Source organism: Pantoea sp. 18059 (assembly GCF_902706165.1).
Taxonomy (GTDB): Bacteria; Pseudomonadota; Gammaproteobacteria; order Enterobacterales; family Enterobacteriaceae; genus Pantoea; species Pantoea agglomerans.
In genome coordinates this window covers 755981-772052 of sequence record NZ_CACSJS010000001.1, presented here as the reverse complement: position 1 = coordinate 772052, position 16072 = coordinate 755981, and the positions used below count along the sequence as shown (strand labels likewise).

Sequence of the window (16072 nt, the reverse complement as noted above, 5' to 3'; positions counted from 1 at the left end):
CCAGACACAACTGTGTCTGTTTTAGCACCGTGCGCAATCATTAGCAAAAGCGTTCAGGCCGCGTCATTACGGGCTTTTAGGATATTGCTCAGACCCGCCAGTCACGATCACGTGATATAGATCACTCCGGACACAAGGACTCTGGAAGGCGAACATGAAAATTGGAATCACGAATAACCAGTATCCGGAGCAGCGTAATATCTTAGTTAATCCGGATAACGAATATATCAATCTGAAAAAGAGCAATCTGTTCTACTTTATTAATCCGTTACGAACCCGATTGCTCAAAAAAAATAAAACCTTTGTCTTTCAGCCTGTGCCTTTTTCAGGGGCATCGCGGGCTGACATCCTGCATCTGTTCAATGAAGTGGCGATAACCCCTCAGAAGTGGGTCGCGTCGTTTGAAACGGAGCTGCCGCGTGTGCTGCCGGTGGCGGGCGTCGCCAAGCAGGACAACCCCGAGCTGAAACGCCTCATTCCTTATCTTTTAAAAGATAACTGCCTGGGGTTGATTGCCATCTCAGATGCCACCCTGAACATTCAGATGAAACTGTTCAGGCCGGATATTGCCCAGCAAATCCGCCGTAAAACCCTGGTGCTGCATCCGCCGCAGAAGCTGTTTGTCCAGCAGAAAACGCCGCGTCAGACCGGTATTCTGAAACTGACCTTTGCCGGTAACGAGTTCTACCGCAAAGGCGGGGCTGAAGTCGTGCTGGCGATCAGTGAGCTGATTGAAGAGCGCAAACTGGAAGAGTCCCAGCTGGATGTGCAGCTGATTGGCGATCTCGCCAAGCGTCGTAATGTGGCGCACCGCCAGTTCCAGGATGATGAGACCTTCTATAGTGGCATTGAGAACCGCATCAAACGCTATCGCTGCTTCACGCATCATTCACAGATGGATAACGGCGCCCTGATGCAGCTGTTCCGCCAGAGCGATGCCGGACTGCTACCAACCTGGCAGGAGACGTACGGTTTCTCAGTGCTGGAGATGCAGGCTAACGGCTGCCCGGTGATTACCAGCAACGTGCGCGCATTGCCAGAGATTAATCCCGCCAGTGCAGGCTGGGTGATTGCGAGTCCGCTGAACGCTGACCGTGAATACAGTATTACCTCGCCAGAGCAGAAAACGCAGTTGCGTCAGTCGCTGGTGGAGGGGCTGAAATCGATACTGCTCGCTATTATCGACCGTCCCGAGATGCTGCAGGAGAAAGGTGAGGCGGCGATTCTGCGCATCAAAGATCAGCATGACACCCAGCGTTATATTGCCCGGCTCAACGATATCTACAGCCGTGGCGTGATTAATGTCACTCAACATCCCCCTGTGGTCTCAATTTGATTAGATTTCTCTGACGGGGCGCGCCAGACTGGCCATACTTAGTGCAGCGTCCCTCTGGAGAACTCTTATGAAAATGATCATCAGCCTGCTGCTGTCCGGATTACTGGGCAGCAGCGCCTTCGCTCAGCCCGCACCGCTTTTTCCGGCCCGCGCGCCCCTGGCACAGCTGACGCCCGTCGCTGCCCGCTGCGATGTCTCCGCCTGTCAGACCAACTGCTACACAGAACAATCGCACTGCAACACCCGGGAAAACGGTGGCTGCAGTTCTCAGGCTCAGATGTGCGTGCAGGCCTGTGCCGACCAGTGTAAATAATTTAATTCAGTGAAGAATCCCTTAGTTGCCAATGAAAAAGTCTTTGTTTTATGTCGCGTTATTCTCTCTTTCTGCCAGCTGTGTCGCCGCCGATCTCTCTTCACAGCAGGTTACTTCTCTGGTTAAAGCCGCGATCGAACCGCTGATGGAGCAGCAGGAGATCCCCGGCATGTCGGTGGCGGTGCTTTACAAAGGCCGGGCGCAGTTTGTGAACTTCGGCGTGGCCGATCTCGAATCACGCCGCCGGGTCACGGAAAACACGCTGTTTGAGCTGGGTTCAGTGAGCAAAACCTTTACCGGCACCCTGGCTGGCGTCATGATCCGCAACGGCGAAATACGCCTTAACGATCCGGTGCAGAAGTACTGGCCGCAGCTGACCGGTGAGCAGTGGCGTCCGGTGCGGATGCTGCATCTGGCGACCTATACCGCGGGCGGCCTGCCTTTACAGTTGCCGGATGACGTCACCGATCAGGCTTCGCTGCTGCGTTTCTATCAGGAATGGCAGCCAGAGGCAGCGCCCGGCACGCTCCGGCAGTACTCTAACGCCAGCATCGGTCTGTTTGGTTCGCTGATGGTGAAAGGGGATTATGAGCAGGCGATGGCGCGAAATGTGTTTCAGCCACTGCGTCTGACGCGTACCTATATCACCGTGCCGCCCTCGATGATGCTGGACTACGCCTGGGGCTATAAAAATGGCCAGCCGGTACGGGTCTCACCCGGCATGCTGGATGCAGAAGCCTACGGCGTTAAATCCACCGCGCGTGACATGCTCACCTTTATGCAGGCAAATGTGGATCCTAACCGCCTCTCTTCGGGGAATGCCGTGCTGCGTAATGCCATTCGCACCGCGCAGGCGCGCTACTTCAAAGTCGGCACCCTGTTTCAGGGACTGGGCTGGGAGATCTACGACTGGCCGGTGACTGCCGACACGCTGATGGGTGACAGCGATAATGGTGTTGCGCTGCAACCCCGCCCGGCAACGCTGCTCAATCCGGTCGGGCCGTCGCAGAGCGCCAGCTGGGTGCATAAAACCGGTGCAACCAATGGATTTGGTGCCTATATCGCCTTTATTCCTGAGAGGAACAGCGGCATCGTGATACTCGCCAACAAGAATTACCCTAATCCGCTGCGTATAAAGGCGGCGTGGCAGATTCTGCAGGCGTTACAGCAGGAGAAGCCTGAGTAACAGGCATCACGCTTGCTCAGCGACGGGGTAAAGCTGGCACCGCCTGTTCATTTGCGCTAAAATAAAAATCAAATGAACAGGAGGCTGCTATGTCTATCGCCATCTACACACCCGCTCAGCATCGTCGCGACAATTCGCTGCTGCATGCCCTGAATCTGCCGGAAACACTGCCTGATGCGCACCAGCGTATTGCGGTAGGGTTCAGCAGCGGCGTGCTGAAACGCACGGCGTCGTTGTCCACCTTTGACGAGGGCTGGCTGTGCCGTCTGGCGGGCATTGATCGCACCACCTACAACCGCAAAGTCAAAGATCCGCAGCAGACCTTTTCGCCCGATCAGAGCGGACGGATCTACATGCTGATCCGCGTCCTCTCTGCCGCCAGCAAACTGTTCCGCGACGACAGGCAGCGTCTGGTGCAGTGGCTGGAAACGCCCGCCAAAGCGCTGGGCGGTAAGAAACCGGCGGAGATGACCACCACGGTGGCGGGTGCAGAAGCGGTGATTAACCTGATTGGCCAGCTTGAGCATGGCGTGATTACCTGATGGCAGTACGTTTCTTTCGCCTGGTGAAGAGTGAGTATGCGATGAGCGCCTTTGATGGTTTTGGTGCCCGCACTTACGGGGGGCGCTGGAATTCCGTGGGAACGGTCTGTGTCTATATGGGATCAAGCCGGGCGCTCTGTGTACTTGAGGCGCTGGTTCATCTCACCATTCAGGATCTGTCACACGACTACTCAATGCTGTCGATTAGCGTCCCTGAATCGCTGATTACCGAGCTCTCGCTGGCGGCACTCCCCGATGACTGGCAGGCCGATCCTGCGCCATCGTCCACGCGGCAAATTGGTGACGACTGGCTTGCCAGCCCGGATAACGGCCTGGTGCTGAAGGTACCGAGCACGCTGACCGGTGAGTGGAACGCGCTGTTCAATCCCCGTCATCCGGCAGCGGCTGGCATCATCAGTAAGGTGGTGGTGGAGCCATTTTTCTTCGACCCGCGTTTCAGGCTGCAATAGGGCGCCGGATTCGCCACTTTTCTCACCGCAACATCTCACATCACGCAGGCGCCTGCGATTCCGATAGCGCCTGCGCCGCGCAGATCAGCGCCAGATGACTCAGCCCCTGTGGCATATTGCCGCGCCAGCTCTGGCTGCGGACGTCATACATCTCATTGAAGATATCGACATTACCGTGGCCGTTCAGTGTAGCCAGGATCTCCTGCATCGCCTGTTCTGCCTCATCCGCCTCACCCATCTCTGCCCAGGCTTCCACCAGCCAGAAGGCGCAGGCGAGAAAGGTACTTTCTTCTTCTCTTACCCCGCTGTAGCGATAGAGCATGGCGCTGCCGTCACCCAGTTTTTGCCGGATAGCACGGTAGGTCGAGAGCATCCGCTGCGGATTGACCGCGTTGCCGTAGCTGTGAACCAGCGCCAGCGACGCGTCGAGGCGATCGTCACTGCCGGCGTAAAAGAGATAAGCCTGCTGTTGCTCTGACCAGCAGTGCGACTCAATCCAGTCGCGGATACGGTCACGTTCCCGCTGCCAGCGTCCCAGCCAGGTCGGTTCGATATGCTGGCTTTCTGCCAGCGCCACCGCCCGATCCAGCGCCATCCAGCAGGCCATTTTGGAGTGGGTGTAGTGTTGCAACTCCGGCAGCTCCCAGATGCCGCAATCCTTCTGCCGCCAGTGATCGGCGCAGCAGTTCGCCAGCTCGCCCAGCATGCGCGAGGTGGTGATATCCAGCACGTGTCCCGCCTCGATAAAATGCTGCGCGGTGACCAGCATGTCGCCATACATACTGAGCTGCAGCTGGTCACGGGCATTATTGCCGACCCGCACGGGCTGAGAGTTCTGATAGCCGCTCAGCGGCGGATAACGCTCAGCGGGGACCTCATCACCATTCAGGGCATAGCAGGCGCGCAGCCTGACGCCATGGCGCATGATAGTCTGCGACAGCCAGGAAAAGGCCGCCTTACAATCTTCCAGCGCCCCGAGATAGACGAAGGCTTTAATAATCAGGCAGGCGTCGCGCACCCAGGCGTAGCGGTAATCATAATTTTTCTCGCCGCCGATCCCCTCCGGCAGGGAGGTGGTGGCAGCAGCAGCCAGTGCGCCGGTCGGGGAGTACCAGAGAAACTTCAGCGACAGGGCTGAGCGCTTCACCAGCGTCGGGTAGCGGCCCTCATAACTCAGGCTCTCCACCCAGCTGGTCCAGCCGGTGTGGCTGGTTTCAATCCGCTGATCGATAGCCTCCAGCGGCGGCACCGCCAGTGGCTCTTTCTCGGTCACCAGCAGCGCGCAGAGCGAGCGGGAACCGGCATAGGTACGCAGCGTAGCGCAGACCTGCTCGTCATCCAGCTCTGTGATCTGAATATCTTCGCTGGTGCGCAACATCGCCATGATCTCCGCGATGTGAAACACCTTGCCTTTCTCATTATCGGCCACCCACGGTGAACGGGTTTCGGCGGCGGTGCCGAAGCGCAGGGTGATCGCTAATTCCACTTCACCGCTGACACCCTCTATGCGGCGAGCCAGTTCGCACCAGGGCAGACGGCCCGCCAGCGTGCTGTTAATCGATTCGGTCAGCAGCACGGTGCCGTCACGGGTTTCGAAGCGGGTCTCCAGCACATTGCTGTTATCGCGGTAGCGGCGTGAGACCTGATAAGGCGCACGCGGGACAATCTGGAAGTAACCACCGAGTCCGGCATCAAGCAGGCGATCAAACAGGGGCTTTGCGTCGAGATTGGGCGCGCACCACCAGTCAATGGAACCGTCCGGCGCAATCAGCGCAACAGAACGGCCTTCACCAATGGCGGCATAATCACCCAGGCCCGCAAAGCCCTCTTTTCTGACCGGCGAATGAAAGATCGGGTTTTCCATAATCTGCTTCCTTATATCACGGTGGCGAGGTTTCTTAAGCGGGGCAAAAGCGGGACAAAAAAATGGCCGCGTTATGCGGCCACCTGAGTGAGATTACAGCGTACCGGTGCCGCCATCAGAACACCAGACCTGCCCGGATGAGTAACTGCTCTCGGTTGAGGCCAGGGTAACGTAGAGTGGGGCGATCTCAACCGGCTGGCCCGGACGGCCCATCGGTGAGTCGGCGCCAAACTGCTTCACTTTCTCCATTGGCTGGCCGCCGCTGGACTGCAGCACGGTCCAGTACGGCCCTGGTGCAACGGCGTTGACCCGGATACCGTCACCACCCAGCTGCTTCGCCAGGGATTTGGTAAAGGCGACGATGGCCGCTTTGGTCTGTGCATAGTCGAGCAGAATATCGCTGGGTTTAAACGCCTGTACGGACGAAGTATTAATAATGGACGCACCGCGTGGCAGATATTCCAGCGCTGCTTTGGTGATCCAGAACATCGCATAAACGTTGGTTTTAAACGTCGCGTCAAAATCTTCCGTACTCAGGGTCCGGATGGACTCATTAAATTGCTGACGACCGGCGTTATTAACCAGAATATCCAGGCCACCTAATTTATCGGCTGCCTCTTTGACCAGCTGCTGACAGAATTCTTCAGAACGAATGTCGCCCGGAATAGCAAAAACTTTACGGCCTTCCGCTTCGATTAATTTAATCACTTCATCGGCGTCGGGTTGTTCTTCCGGCAGGTAGTTAATCACCACATCTGCGCCTTCACGGGCATAAGCGATAGCCACCGCGCGGCCAATACCGGAGTCACCGCCGGTGATCAGCGCCTTGCGGCCGGTCAGTCGGCCCGTGCCGCGATAGCTGGTTTCACCGTGGTCGGGAACCGGGATCATTTTGCTGGCCAGGCCTGGCGCCTGTTGTGGCTGGTCCTCAAAAGGAGGTTTAGGAAATTGATCCAGATCGAGCGTCTTGTTAGTTGGTGTAGCCATTGTATGCTCCTTGAACAGAGTTATCTGAGACATTAAGCCTGGCACAAATGTGATATTTGTCACATCTGACTGCTGATTCATTGAGCAGTTAAAACCAGAAGAACTTAATAATGCAGATAAAGCGTAGACAGAAAATCGGAACACTGTGCAGTAGCGTCCGATTATTTTTCAGTGCAGGGGCGGGATATTTAAAGCGAAGCGTAAGATCGGTTGTGAATTATTTCAGGGCGTAATTACATAGCGGAAGAAAATAAAAAAGGGCGGTTAACCGCCGCGTACCGAACCGCGCCAGACCACATCTACCGGATATATTCTCCGCTCCTGCTGCTGTTCATTTTTTGGCATCAGCGTCTCCGGTTGCGCTTCCGTCTCCACCAGCCAGGCAATGGCATCGCGGGCGAATTGCTCCACCGGCTGTGCAAAGGTCGTGAGGTTGTAAGAGGCCCAGCCCGATTGCGCGATATTATCGTGTCCGATGATGCAGAGATCGTCCGGAATACGCAGCGCAAAGCGGTGACGCGCCTCATCCATAAAGCCGCAGGCGAGCAGGTCGGTGGCACAGTAAACCGCATCAGGGCGAACTTTACGCGTCAGCAGACGCTGCGCCAGAATCTGGCCGCTTTCGTAAGAGGTGGTGCCGAACCGCTCCACCTGGACCGTGACGCCCACTTTCTGCGCGGCGGCCAGAAAATCCGCTTCGCGCTTCAGCAGACTCGGCGTTCCCGCCAGTGAATTGACAAAGGCGATGCGGCTGCATCCCGCCCGCACAAACGCGTTAACCGCCATTTCTGCGGCGGGGCGGGAGTCGAGATTGATACTGAGCGTGCCGGGCAGGGACTCGTCGCGGTTAATCAGCACCAGATGCTGACCATGTTTGTAGCAGAGCCGGGTGATGCCGCTGTCCGGCATGCCGGAGAGAATAATCGAAGCGTCGGCGCGAAAATTAATCGCCTGCTGCAGCGCGGCGGAAACGCGCGCATCGGATCGGTCAGTGTTAATCAGCATCGCCACTTTTCCCGCTTCCTGCAGATACTGGGTGATCCAGCGCACCAGGCTGGCACGGTAGGGCGTGTCCACCTCGGAGGCAATTAAGCAGACGATGCCGCTGCGGTTGCGCACCAGGCCGCGCGCCAGATGATTGACGTGATAGCCCAGTTCCTCCGCCGCTTTCATCACCCGCTGACGGGTAGCATCTGACACGCTGGCCCCCGGTGTAAAGGTGCGGGAGACTGCTGAGCGGGAGACGCCCGCCCGGTCAGCCACATCCTGCGCACTCACCACCGCCTTTAGCTGCTGCATGTTCTCTCCTCGCCTGACATTGTCTGCACTGAGTTTGCCTGAAGTTGCAAGGCTGTGCAAAAAATACAGATGGGCGAAAGGTTTCAAATTTGTGACAGCGACTGACAATTGCTTAACAACTAAATTGACACTGCAGCAGGGCCGCCGTACTAATCTGCACATATGTTTGCACACATGTGCAAAAGCTGGCGCGCCTGCGTCATCCAGCCCAGGAGAACACCATGCGTTATTCCTCTCTGCTCGCTGCTGTAATCGTCTGCCCTATAGTGCCGTTTGCTGCCTCGGCGGCGGGCAATCTTAATATGATCTGCTCAGCCGATGTGGTGGTGTGCGAACAGATGACCACGCTGTTCAGCCACTCCCATCCCGATATTAAACTCAGCATGGTGCGGCTCTCTGCCGGTGAAGCCTATGCCCGTATCCGCAGCGAGGCACGCAATCCCCGTACCGATATCTGGTGGGCCGGTACCGGCGATCCGCATATGCAGGCCGCCGAAGAGGGGCTGACCCAGGCCTATAAATCGCCACTGCTCGATCAGCAACAGCCCTGGTCACAAAAAGTGGCGGAGATCTCCGGTTATCGCACCGTGGGCGTTTATGCCGGTGCGCTGGGCTGGGGCTATAACACCAGACTGCTGGCGGAGAAAAAGCAGAAAGTGCCCGCCTGCTGGGCGGATTTACTCGACCCTGGCTTTAAAGGCGAGATTCAGATCGCCAATCCCAACTCTTCCGGCACGGCCTATAACACCCTGGCGACGCTGGTGCAGATCATGGGCGAAGACAAAGCCTTTGACTACCTGAAGAAGCTCAACGCCAACATCTCGCAATATACCAAGTCCGGCTCTGCTCCGGTCAAAGCCGCCGCGCGCGGTGAAACCACCATCGGCATTGTCTTTATGCATGATGCCGTCGCAATGGAAGTGGATGGCTTCCCGATTAAGCCCGTCGCGCCCTGTGAAGGCACTGGCTATGAGATTGGTTCGATGTCGATCATCAAAGGGGCACGAAACCTGGCCAATGCCAAAGCCTGGTATGACTGGGCGCTCAGCGCTGAAGCACAGTCGCATATGAAAGAGGCGAAATCGTTCCAGCTGCCCTCTAACCGCAAGGCGGAGATCTCTGAATATGCACCGCGCTTCGAGAACATCAGGCTGATCGATTATGACTTTAAAACCTATGGTGACTCAGCAAAACGCAAAGCGCTGCTGGGCCGCTGGGATAAAGAGATTGGTGCCAGCGCACAATAACGGTGGTGCGCCCCCGGCCACCTGAGCCGGGTCTGTGCCAGACCGCGGTGGCGTAAGCCTGATGTCCGCTTCCTGATCGAGGTGATTTATGAATGCGCACAATCGTCGCTTAACCGGCGCGCTGCTGGCGGGCGCCATCGCACTGACGCTGCTGCCCTGGTATAGCCTGGAGCAGGGCTTCTTCTCGGGTGACTGGCTGTTCAGCTTATGGGGTGATGAGAACAATGCGCCTGCGCTGGGGCAGCTCGCGTTACACAGCTGGCTGGGCATCGCCGTGGCGCTGTGGCTGCTCTGTGCTGGCAGCGCCTTTCTGCCCCCGGGCCGCACCCGCAGCACGCTGCTGCTGCTGTTCAGCACCTGCGGCATTCTGTTTCTGGTGCTGGAAGGGCATGCCATCGGTTTCAGTGGCTGGAACTGGTTATGGCTGGAGAACCTCACCGGCCCGCTGGCGCAGGGGCAACCGGCGATGGGCGCGGGCGCGCTGCTGCTGCTGACCATATTTTTGCTGATTTTCGCCTTTGCCCTGGCGGAGCGCGGCGTGCTGAAAGGCGATGCCTTTGTGGTGGCGTCGATTGTGCTGCTGGTGGCGCTGGTCACGACCTTTGTGCTCTATCCGGTGCTGAGCCTGTTTGTCGCCTCGGTGCAGGATATTGATGGCAGTTTTAAACCTGACGGACTGATTGCCAATATGCAGGATCCCGCCATCTGGAGCCTCGGCTGTTTTACCGGTGGCACCTGCGGCACCGCCTGGCGCACGCTGGGACTGGCGCTGATGACGGCCAGTGGCGCTACGCTGCTGGGACTGGCGTTTGCACTGGCGGCGACGCGCACCTCGCTGCCGTGTAAAAAAGCGCTGCGGATGCTGACCATTCTGCCGATTATCACGCCGCCGTTTGTCATCGGTCTGGCGCTGATCCTGCTGTTTGGCCGCTCCGGCGTGGTCACCGAATCGCTGGCGACGCTGTTCGGCATCGAGCCGGGCCGCTGGCTCTATGGCATGACCGGCATCTGGATTGCCCAGGTGCTCTCCTTTACCCCCATCGCCTTTCTGGTGCTGATTGGGGTGGTCGAGGGCGTCAGTCCGTCACTGGAAGAGGCGTCACAGACCCTGCGTGCCAGCCGCTGGCGCACTTTCTCCCGCATCTCGCTGCCGCTGATGGCGCCGGGGCTGGCCAACGCCTTCTTAATCAGCTTTATCGAAAGCATGGCCGATTTCGGTAACCCGATGGTGCTGGGCGGGAGTCACGGCGTACTGTCGACGGAGATCTTCTTCTCCGTGGTTGGCGCACAGAACGACCCGAGTCGCGCGGCGGTGCTGGCGATGATCCTGCTGGGCTTCACCCTGGCCGCTTTTCTGGTGCAGCGCGTCTGGCTCTCCGGCAAAAGCTTCGCCACTGTCACCGGCAAAGGCGATGGCGGCCGTCATGTGATGCTGCCGCGTCCGGTGCGCTACAGCGTCTATGGCATGGTGATACCCTGGGGTCTGTTCACCCTGGTGATCTACGGCATGATCATGATTGGCGGCTTTGTGCAGTCCTGGGGGCTGAATAACGACCTGACGCTGGATCACTACATTCGCGCCTTTAACGTCAGCGTTAATCAGGGGCAACTGGTCTGGAGCGGCGTTGCCTGGAGCTCTTTCTGGACCACGCTGGAGATCGCCCTGATCGCCGCGCCCCTCACGGCCATTGTCGGACTGCTGACCGCCTGGCTGATTGTGCGACAGAAGTTTGCCGGTCGTCAGACCTTTGAGTTCATGCTGATGCTGAGCTTTGCCATTCCCGGCACGGTGATTGGTGTGAGCTATGTGATGGCGTATAACCTGCCGCCGCTGGAGATCACCGGTACCGCGATGATCCTGATCGCCTGCTTTGTCTTCCGTAATATGCCGGTCGGCGTGCGTGGCGGTATTGCGGCGATGAGCCAGCTGGATAAAAGCCTGGATGAAGCTTCACTGACGCTGGGCGCAAACAGTTTCCGTACCCTGCGCAAAGTGGTGCTGCCGCTGCTGAAACCGGCCATCAGCGCCGCGCTGGTGTACGCCTTTGTGCGGGCCATTACCTCTATCAGCGCGGTGATTTTCCTGGTCAGCGCCCAGTACAACATGGCGACCTCGTACATTGTCGGGCTGGTGGAGAACGGTGAGTATGGCGTGGCGATTGCCTACTCCTCGGTATTGATAGTGGTGATGCTGCTGATCATTGGCCTTTTCCAGCTGCTGGTGGGCGAACGTCGCCTGCGTCGTGCAATCCAACCGGCGGTGATTATTGCCGCACCCTCTGCATCCACTCTGACTCAGGAGAGAGCCGTATGACGACCATTAACGCCGGATCGGTGGTGTTTGAACATGTCGCAAAGCGTTTTGCCGGTTTTACTGCCGTGCCGGATCTGTCGCTCACCGTAGAGCCGGGTACGCTGGTGACGCTGCTCGGGCCGTCCGGCTGCGGCAAGACCACTACGCTGCGACTGCTGGCCGGGCTGGAGCATCCCACCGCAGGGCGGATTCTGATTGGCGGCAAAGATGTCACCCATCTGCCCGCCAACGAGCGCGACGTGGCGATGGTGTTTCAGTCCTACGCGCTGTTTCCCCATATGAATGCCATCGACAATATTCTCTACGGGCTGCTTTCCTCGGGCATGAACAAACGCGAGGCGCAGGACAGGGCGCGCGAGGGGCTGAAGCTGGTGGGTCTGGAGAGTCAGGGGCAGCGGTTGCCGTCGGAGCTTTCTGGCGGACAGCAGCAGCGTATTGCGGTCGCCCGCGCGCTGGTGCTGGAACCGCAGGTGCTGCTGCTTGATGAGCCGCTATCGAACCTTGATGAGCGTCTGCGCCGTCGGGTGCGCACCGACATCCGCGATCTGCAGCAGCGGCTCGGGTTTACGGCGGTTTATGTGACCCATGACCAGGAGGAGGCGCTGGCGGTCTCCGATAAGATTATTGTCATGAAAGAGGGGGATATTGCCCAGCAGGGTGCGCCGGAGACGCTTTACCATTCGCCCAATTCGGTCTTTATCGCGGACTTTATGGGGGAGGCGAATATTCTGCCCTGTGAAGTGGAAGAGGCGGATGCGGATGACGCGCTGGTCCGCCTGGGTAATCAGCGCTTCCGGGTGCGAGGTGCCGGAGCAAAAACCGGCAGTGCTCAGCTGGCGGTGCGACCGCAGTTTATTACGTTGTCCGGCGACGGTCAGGGGGCGCTGCAGGGGGAGGTCATTCACAGCACCTGGCTGGGTGACCATATCGAATATGAAGTCGCCACCGAACTGGGCGCGCTGTTCATTATCGATCCGCAGATGGAACAGCGTCTGCCGCTCGCCGCCATGGTCGGCGTCAACTTCAAGCCGCAGGGCCTTGCCCTGATTGCCCGTTAATCTGACTAACTCAAGGAGTTCGCATGGAATCGCATGATGAAATAATGGCGCGTCTGGCTTTAGCGGAAGCCGTTGCCCGTGAAGGTGGCGCGACGGCGTTATCTTACTTCAACCGTCGCGAGACGCTGGTGGTGGAGACCAAGTACGATTTGCAGGATGTGGTGTCGATTGCCGACCGTGAAGTGGAGCAGCTGCTCGCCAGCCGTATACGGGATGCGTTTCCCGATGATGGCTTTCTGGGTGAGGAGTCGGGACTGCAGGCGGGAGAGTCTGACTACACCTGGGTGGTTGATCCGATCGATGGCACCAGCCCATTTCTCAATGGGATGCCGAGCTGGTGTGTTTCCGTCGCGGTACTGCGCGGCGATGTGCCGGTCATCGGGGTGATTTTCGCGCCGACCTATCAGGAGTGCTACGTGGCGGCACTGGGGCAGGGTGCCACGCTCAACGGTCATCGTCTGCAGGTCGATCCCACACGCACGCTGCAAAACCACGTTACCGGTTTTGGTGCCAACAGCTATGTCAGCCCGCAGCAGGTAGGTGAGATTGTGGCAGCGCTGCTGTCGGCGGGCGGTAACTTTATCCGCATTGGTTCCGGCGCACTGATGCTGGCCTGGGTTGCCGCCGGTCGGGTCGTGGGTTACTACGAACCCTATATGCACGCCTGGGATTGCCTGGCGGGTTACTGCCTGGTGAAAGAGGCGGGCGGCTGGTACCACCCGTTTAACACCGAAGGCGATCGCATCACTAAAGGCGCGCAGGTTCTGGCCGTGGCACCGGGTGCCGAAGCAGATCTGCGGCGCATTGCCGGTTTATAATTATGTGACCCTGTCACGCTGATTGCGCTGCGGTCAGCGTGATGCCCTTGGCCGTAGCGTTTTGGTCAGATAGTGACGCTGCATACCGGTTTGCGGAAAATCGGGCAGGGACATCTGCGGCTGATAACCCTGTTTCTGATAAAACGGCAGGGCCTGAAAACTAAAGGTATCCACCAGCGCATAGAGACATCCCATCTTTCCCGCCTCCTGCTCTGCGGCTTCCAGCAGTGCGCTGCCCAGACCACTGCCACGGAGCGTTTCGTCCACCCAGAGATAATCGATACAGAGCCAGTTTCCTTTGCGTGCGGCGATCACTCCCCCGCGCAACGTTCCCTGTTCGTCCCTGTGAGAAACCGACAGCGGTCCCCAGTTATCGCGGCTGATGAACTGCCGGTTGTAAGCCCCCAGTCCTGCCAGCAACTCTTCCCGATCGTCGTCGTTGACCTGATGGGTAAGGGTAAATGTGCTCATCCTCGTCCTCTTGTAATCGTGGTTCCTGTTTATCCCCCGCAAAGGATAATTGTGCGATTATCCGCTATAGGGTATAAAGTAATTATTATCCTCTTCAGGGGGTAAATGCTATTTTATACCCTGTCGGGGATAACACGCCTGCGCTATGCTTACAGCCTGTGATCCAGAAGGAGTCACCCCATGATATACAGCCCGCTACAGCTGGCAAACCGGCTAAAGCTCATTCGTCAGCGCAATGGCTGGACCCAGAGTGAGCTGGCGAAAAAGGTCGGCCTGAAACAGGCCACCATCTCTCACTTTGAAAATGCCCCTGACAGTACCTCGCTGGCAACGCTGTTTAAGCTGTTACAGTCGCTGGAGCTGAGTCTGGAAGTTCAGGAGAAAGAGGAGGCCGGTGCGCCTCAGGTGCATGATGAGGATGAGTGGTAATGCAAAGGCTGATTGCGTGGATGAACGGCGAGCGGGTAGGCGTACTCACCCGCCAGCGAAACGGCGCTCATGAGTTTCAGTATGATACCGGCTGGCTGAGTAATCCGCTCTCCAGGCCGCTGTCACTTTCGATGCCGTTGCAGGTTAAGGCTCTCACCTCACACGCCGTGATTAACTTCTTCGATAACCTGCTGCCGGATAGCCCATTGATTCGCGACAGAATCGTGGCGCGTTACCAGATTAAATCCCGTCAGCCCTTTGATCTGTTGCAGGAAGTGGGACGTGACAGCGTCGGGGCAACCATGCTGCTGCCGCCCGATATGCCACTGCCCGCACTGCAGGCCCGCTATGAAGTGCTGGATGAAACCCGGCTGGAAAGCGTGCTGTCGGCCTATCAGTCAGATATCCCGCTGGGGATGCTGCGTGAAGAGACCGATTTCCGTATCTCGGTCGCGGGGGCGCAGGAGAAAACCGCACTGCTGCTGACCGATGAAGGCTGGAGCATTCCTGCCGGTGCCACGCCCACCTCGCACATCATTAAGCTGCCGATCGGAGAGATTAAACAGCCGGCCGCGACGCTGGATATGCGTGAAAGTGTGGAGAATGAGTATCTCTGTCTGGCGCTGGCCCGTGCACTCGGTATCGACGTGCCGCAGGCAACGATTATTCGTGCCGGACAGATGCGCGCCCTGGCGGTAGAACGTTTTGACCGCCGCTGGTCACGCGATAAAACCCGGTTGATTCGCCTGCCGCAGGAGGATTTCTGTCAGGCGCTGGGACTGCCATCTTCAACCAAATATGAGTCGGATGGCGGGCCGGGCATTGCCGAAATCATGCAGATACTGATGGGATCGAGCAACGCCATCGAAGATCGCCATCGCTTTATGATGTTCCAGGTTTTTCAGTGGCTGATTGGCGCAACCGACGGTCACGCCAAGAACTTCTCACTGTTTATTGAGCGCGGCGGCAGTTATCGACTGACTCCCTTTTATGATGTGATCTCCGCTTATCCGGTACTGGGCGGCACCGGTCTGAACAAGCGAGCGCTGAAACTGGCGATGGGTCTGCGTGCCACTAAGGGGAAGAAGACAGAGATCGACAAAATCTTCCCGCGCCATTTTATCGCCACGGCAAAAAGCGTCAGTTTTGATCGTGACAGTTTGCAGCAGATCTTCGACTTCTTTATTAAGGCCTTTCCCCAGGCAGTGGTCTCGGTGCGCGATGCCTTGCCGCCCGATTTCCCGCAGCACATCGCCGACGCCATTTTTAGTCATTCACTGATTATGCTGGAGCGGCTGCGGCACAAAGAGTGATGGCGCTTATGAGCTGGCAATATCCTGAAAAACCTCTCCTCCTGTGTATGGCTAAAAGCCTGTCGGCTATGCTTATCTGACAGGCTTAACAGGAGAGTCATGGTATGAAGTGTCCGGGATGTGAAGGAGAGGCGTTTGTGTACGCCACGCGCGACGTCAGTCTTAATACGGGTAATCCGGAGGACGTTGTGCCAGATGTAAAGGGCGATCACTGCATCCGCTGTGGAGCGGTGATTATGAATGCCGGAACGTCGGAGTTATATCCCGAAAAGGCTGAAGCGCTGGAGAATGCAGGCGTGCCCATCAAATAACACAGAGAGCCCGTTTAGCGCGGGCTTCTTTGTCTCTGTTACAGGTGAATGTCCCTCTTTTGATAACACGCAACGAGTAAGTTGTGTGATTGTGGCACCCTACAGGTTAAACCT

Annotated in this window: 16 protein-coding genes; 12 read left to right on the top strand and 4 right to left on the bottom strand. The window is 57.7% G+C overall.

Annotated features, from left to right (window positions below; all coding sequences use genetic code 11):
- Positions 1–154 precede the first annotated feature (154 nt).
- The 5 genes from GVJ63_RS03640 to GVJ63_RS03620 all read left to right on the top strand — a co-directional run bounded on the left by GVJ63_RS03640 (position 155) and on the right by GVJ63_RS03620 (position 3847).
- Positions 155–1336 carry a glycosyltransferase family 4 protein gene (locus GVJ63_RS03640; RefSeq protein ID WP_159226435.1) on the top strand — a complete coding sequence of 394 codons (1182 nt, stop codon included), beginning with the start codon at positions 155–157 and terminating at the stop codon, positions 1334–1336.
- A 67-nt stretch (positions 1337–1403) separates the two neighbouring features.
- Positions 1404–1649, top strand: a complete 246-nt coding sequence (locus GVJ63_RS03635; RefSeq protein WP_010670167.1) for a hypothetical protein — start codon at positions 1404–1406, stop codon at positions 1647–1649.
- Between the two features lie 31 nt (positions 1650–1680).
- A complete protein-coding gene (gene ampC, locus GVJ63_RS03630; protein WP_159226434.1) occupies positions 1681–2835 on the top strand; it encodes a class C beta-lactamase in 1155 nt (384 codons plus the stop codon).
- A gap of 89 nt (positions 2836–2924) precedes the next feature.
- Positions 2925–3377, top strand: a complete 453-nt coding sequence (locus GVJ63_RS03625) for an antitoxin Xre/MbcA/ParS toxin-binding domain-containing protein (protein WP_010244850.1) — start codon at positions 2925–2927, stop codon at positions 3375–3377.
- Complete coding sequence (locus tag GVJ63_RS03620; RefSeq protein WP_010244853.1) at positions 3377–3847, top strand: RES family NAD+ phosphorylase; 471 nt, start codon at positions 3377–3379, stop codon at positions 3845–3847. The genes GVJ63_RS03625 and GVJ63_RS03620 overlap by 1 nt, the downstream gene beginning before the upstream one ends.
- Before the next feature lie 40 nt (positions 3848–3887).
- Here GVJ63_RS03620 and GVJ63_RS03615 read toward each other — a convergent pair whose 3' ends face one another.
- The 3 genes from GVJ63_RS03615 to GVJ63_RS03605 form a co-directional block, all read right to left on the bottom strand.
- Positions 3888–5711 carry a glycoside hydrolase family 15 protein gene (locus GVJ63_RS03615; RefSeq protein WP_033767271.1) on the bottom strand — a complete coding sequence of 608 codons (1824 nt, stop codon included), beginning with the start codon at positions 5709–5711 and terminating at the stop codon, positions 3888–3890.
- 93 nt (positions 5712–5804) lie between these two features.
- Positions 5805–6698 carry an SDR family oxidoreductase gene (locus tag GVJ63_RS03610; protein WP_010670164.1) on the bottom strand — a complete coding sequence of 298 codons (894 nt, stop codon included), beginning with the start codon at positions 6696–6698 and terminating at the stop codon, positions 5805–5807.
- A 264-nt stretch (positions 6699–6962) separates the two neighbouring features.
- Entirely contained in the window at positions 6963–7997 is a 1035-nt protein-coding gene (locus GVJ63_RS03605) for a LacI family DNA-binding transcriptional regulator (RefSeq protein WP_159226433.1), read from the bottom strand.
- Between the two features lie 221 nt (positions 7998–8218).
- Here GVJ63_RS03605 and GVJ63_RS03600 point away from each other — a divergent pair, with 221 nt between their 5' ends.
- The 4 genes from GVJ63_RS03600 to GVJ63_RS03585 all read left to right on the top strand — a co-directional run bounded on the left by GVJ63_RS03600 (position 8219) and on the right by GVJ63_RS03585 (position 13434).
- Complete coding sequence (locus tag GVJ63_RS03600; protein ID WP_022625639.1) at positions 8219–9244, top strand: ABC transporter substrate-binding protein; 1026 nt, start codon at positions 8219–8221, stop codon at positions 9242–9244.
- Between the two features lie 88 nt (positions 9245–9332).
- A complete protein-coding gene (locus tag GVJ63_RS03595) occupies positions 9333–11558 on the top strand; it encodes an iron ABC transporter permease (RefSeq protein ID WP_159226432.1) in 2226 nt (741 codons plus the stop codon).
- Entirely contained in the window at positions 11555–12616 is a 1062-nt protein-coding gene (locus tag GVJ63_RS03590; RefSeq protein ID WP_061901438.1) for an ABC transporter ATP-binding protein, read from the top strand. Before GVJ63_RS03595 ends, GVJ63_RS03590 begins: the two co-directional genes overlap by 4 nt.
- 23 nt (positions 12617–12639) lie before the next feature.
- A complete protein-coding gene (locus GVJ63_RS03585) occupies positions 12640–13434 on the top strand; it encodes an inositol monophosphatase family protein (protein ID WP_159226431.1) in 795 nt (264 codons plus the stop codon).
- A gap of 33 nt (positions 13435–13467) precedes the next feature.
- Here the strand turns inward: GVJ63_RS03585 and GVJ63_RS03580 are convergent, their stop codons facing one another.
- On the bottom strand, positions 13468–13905 hold the full coding sequence (locus tag GVJ63_RS03580; protein WP_033787851.1) for a GNAT family N-acetyltransferase: 438 nt from the start codon (positions 13903–13905) through the stop codon (positions 13468–13470).
- 180 nt (positions 13906–14085) lie between these two features.
- Here GVJ63_RS03580 and hipB point away from each other — a divergent pair, with 180 nt between their 5' ends.
- From hipB to GVJ63_RS03565, 3 genes are all read left to right on the top strand, one after another.
- On the top strand, positions 14086–14334 hold the full coding sequence (gene hipB, locus GVJ63_RS03575) for a type II toxin-antitoxin system antitoxin HipB (protein ID WP_010670157.1): 249 nt from the start codon (positions 14086–14088) through the stop codon (positions 14332–14334).
- Positions 14334–15647 (top strand): type II toxin-antitoxin system HipA family toxin, encoded by a 1314-nt coding sequence (locus GVJ63_RS03570; protein ID WP_159226430.1) that lies wholly within the window; start codon positions 14334–14336, stop codon positions 15645–15647. Before hipB ends, GVJ63_RS03570 begins: the two co-directional genes overlap by 1 nt.
- A gap of 104 nt (positions 15648–15751) precedes the next feature.
- Entirely contained in the window at positions 15752–15958 is a 207-nt protein-coding gene (locus GVJ63_RS03565; RefSeq protein ID WP_010244885.1) for a type II toxin-antitoxin system MqsA family antitoxin, read from the top strand.
- Positions 15959–16072 lie beyond the last annotated feature (114 nt).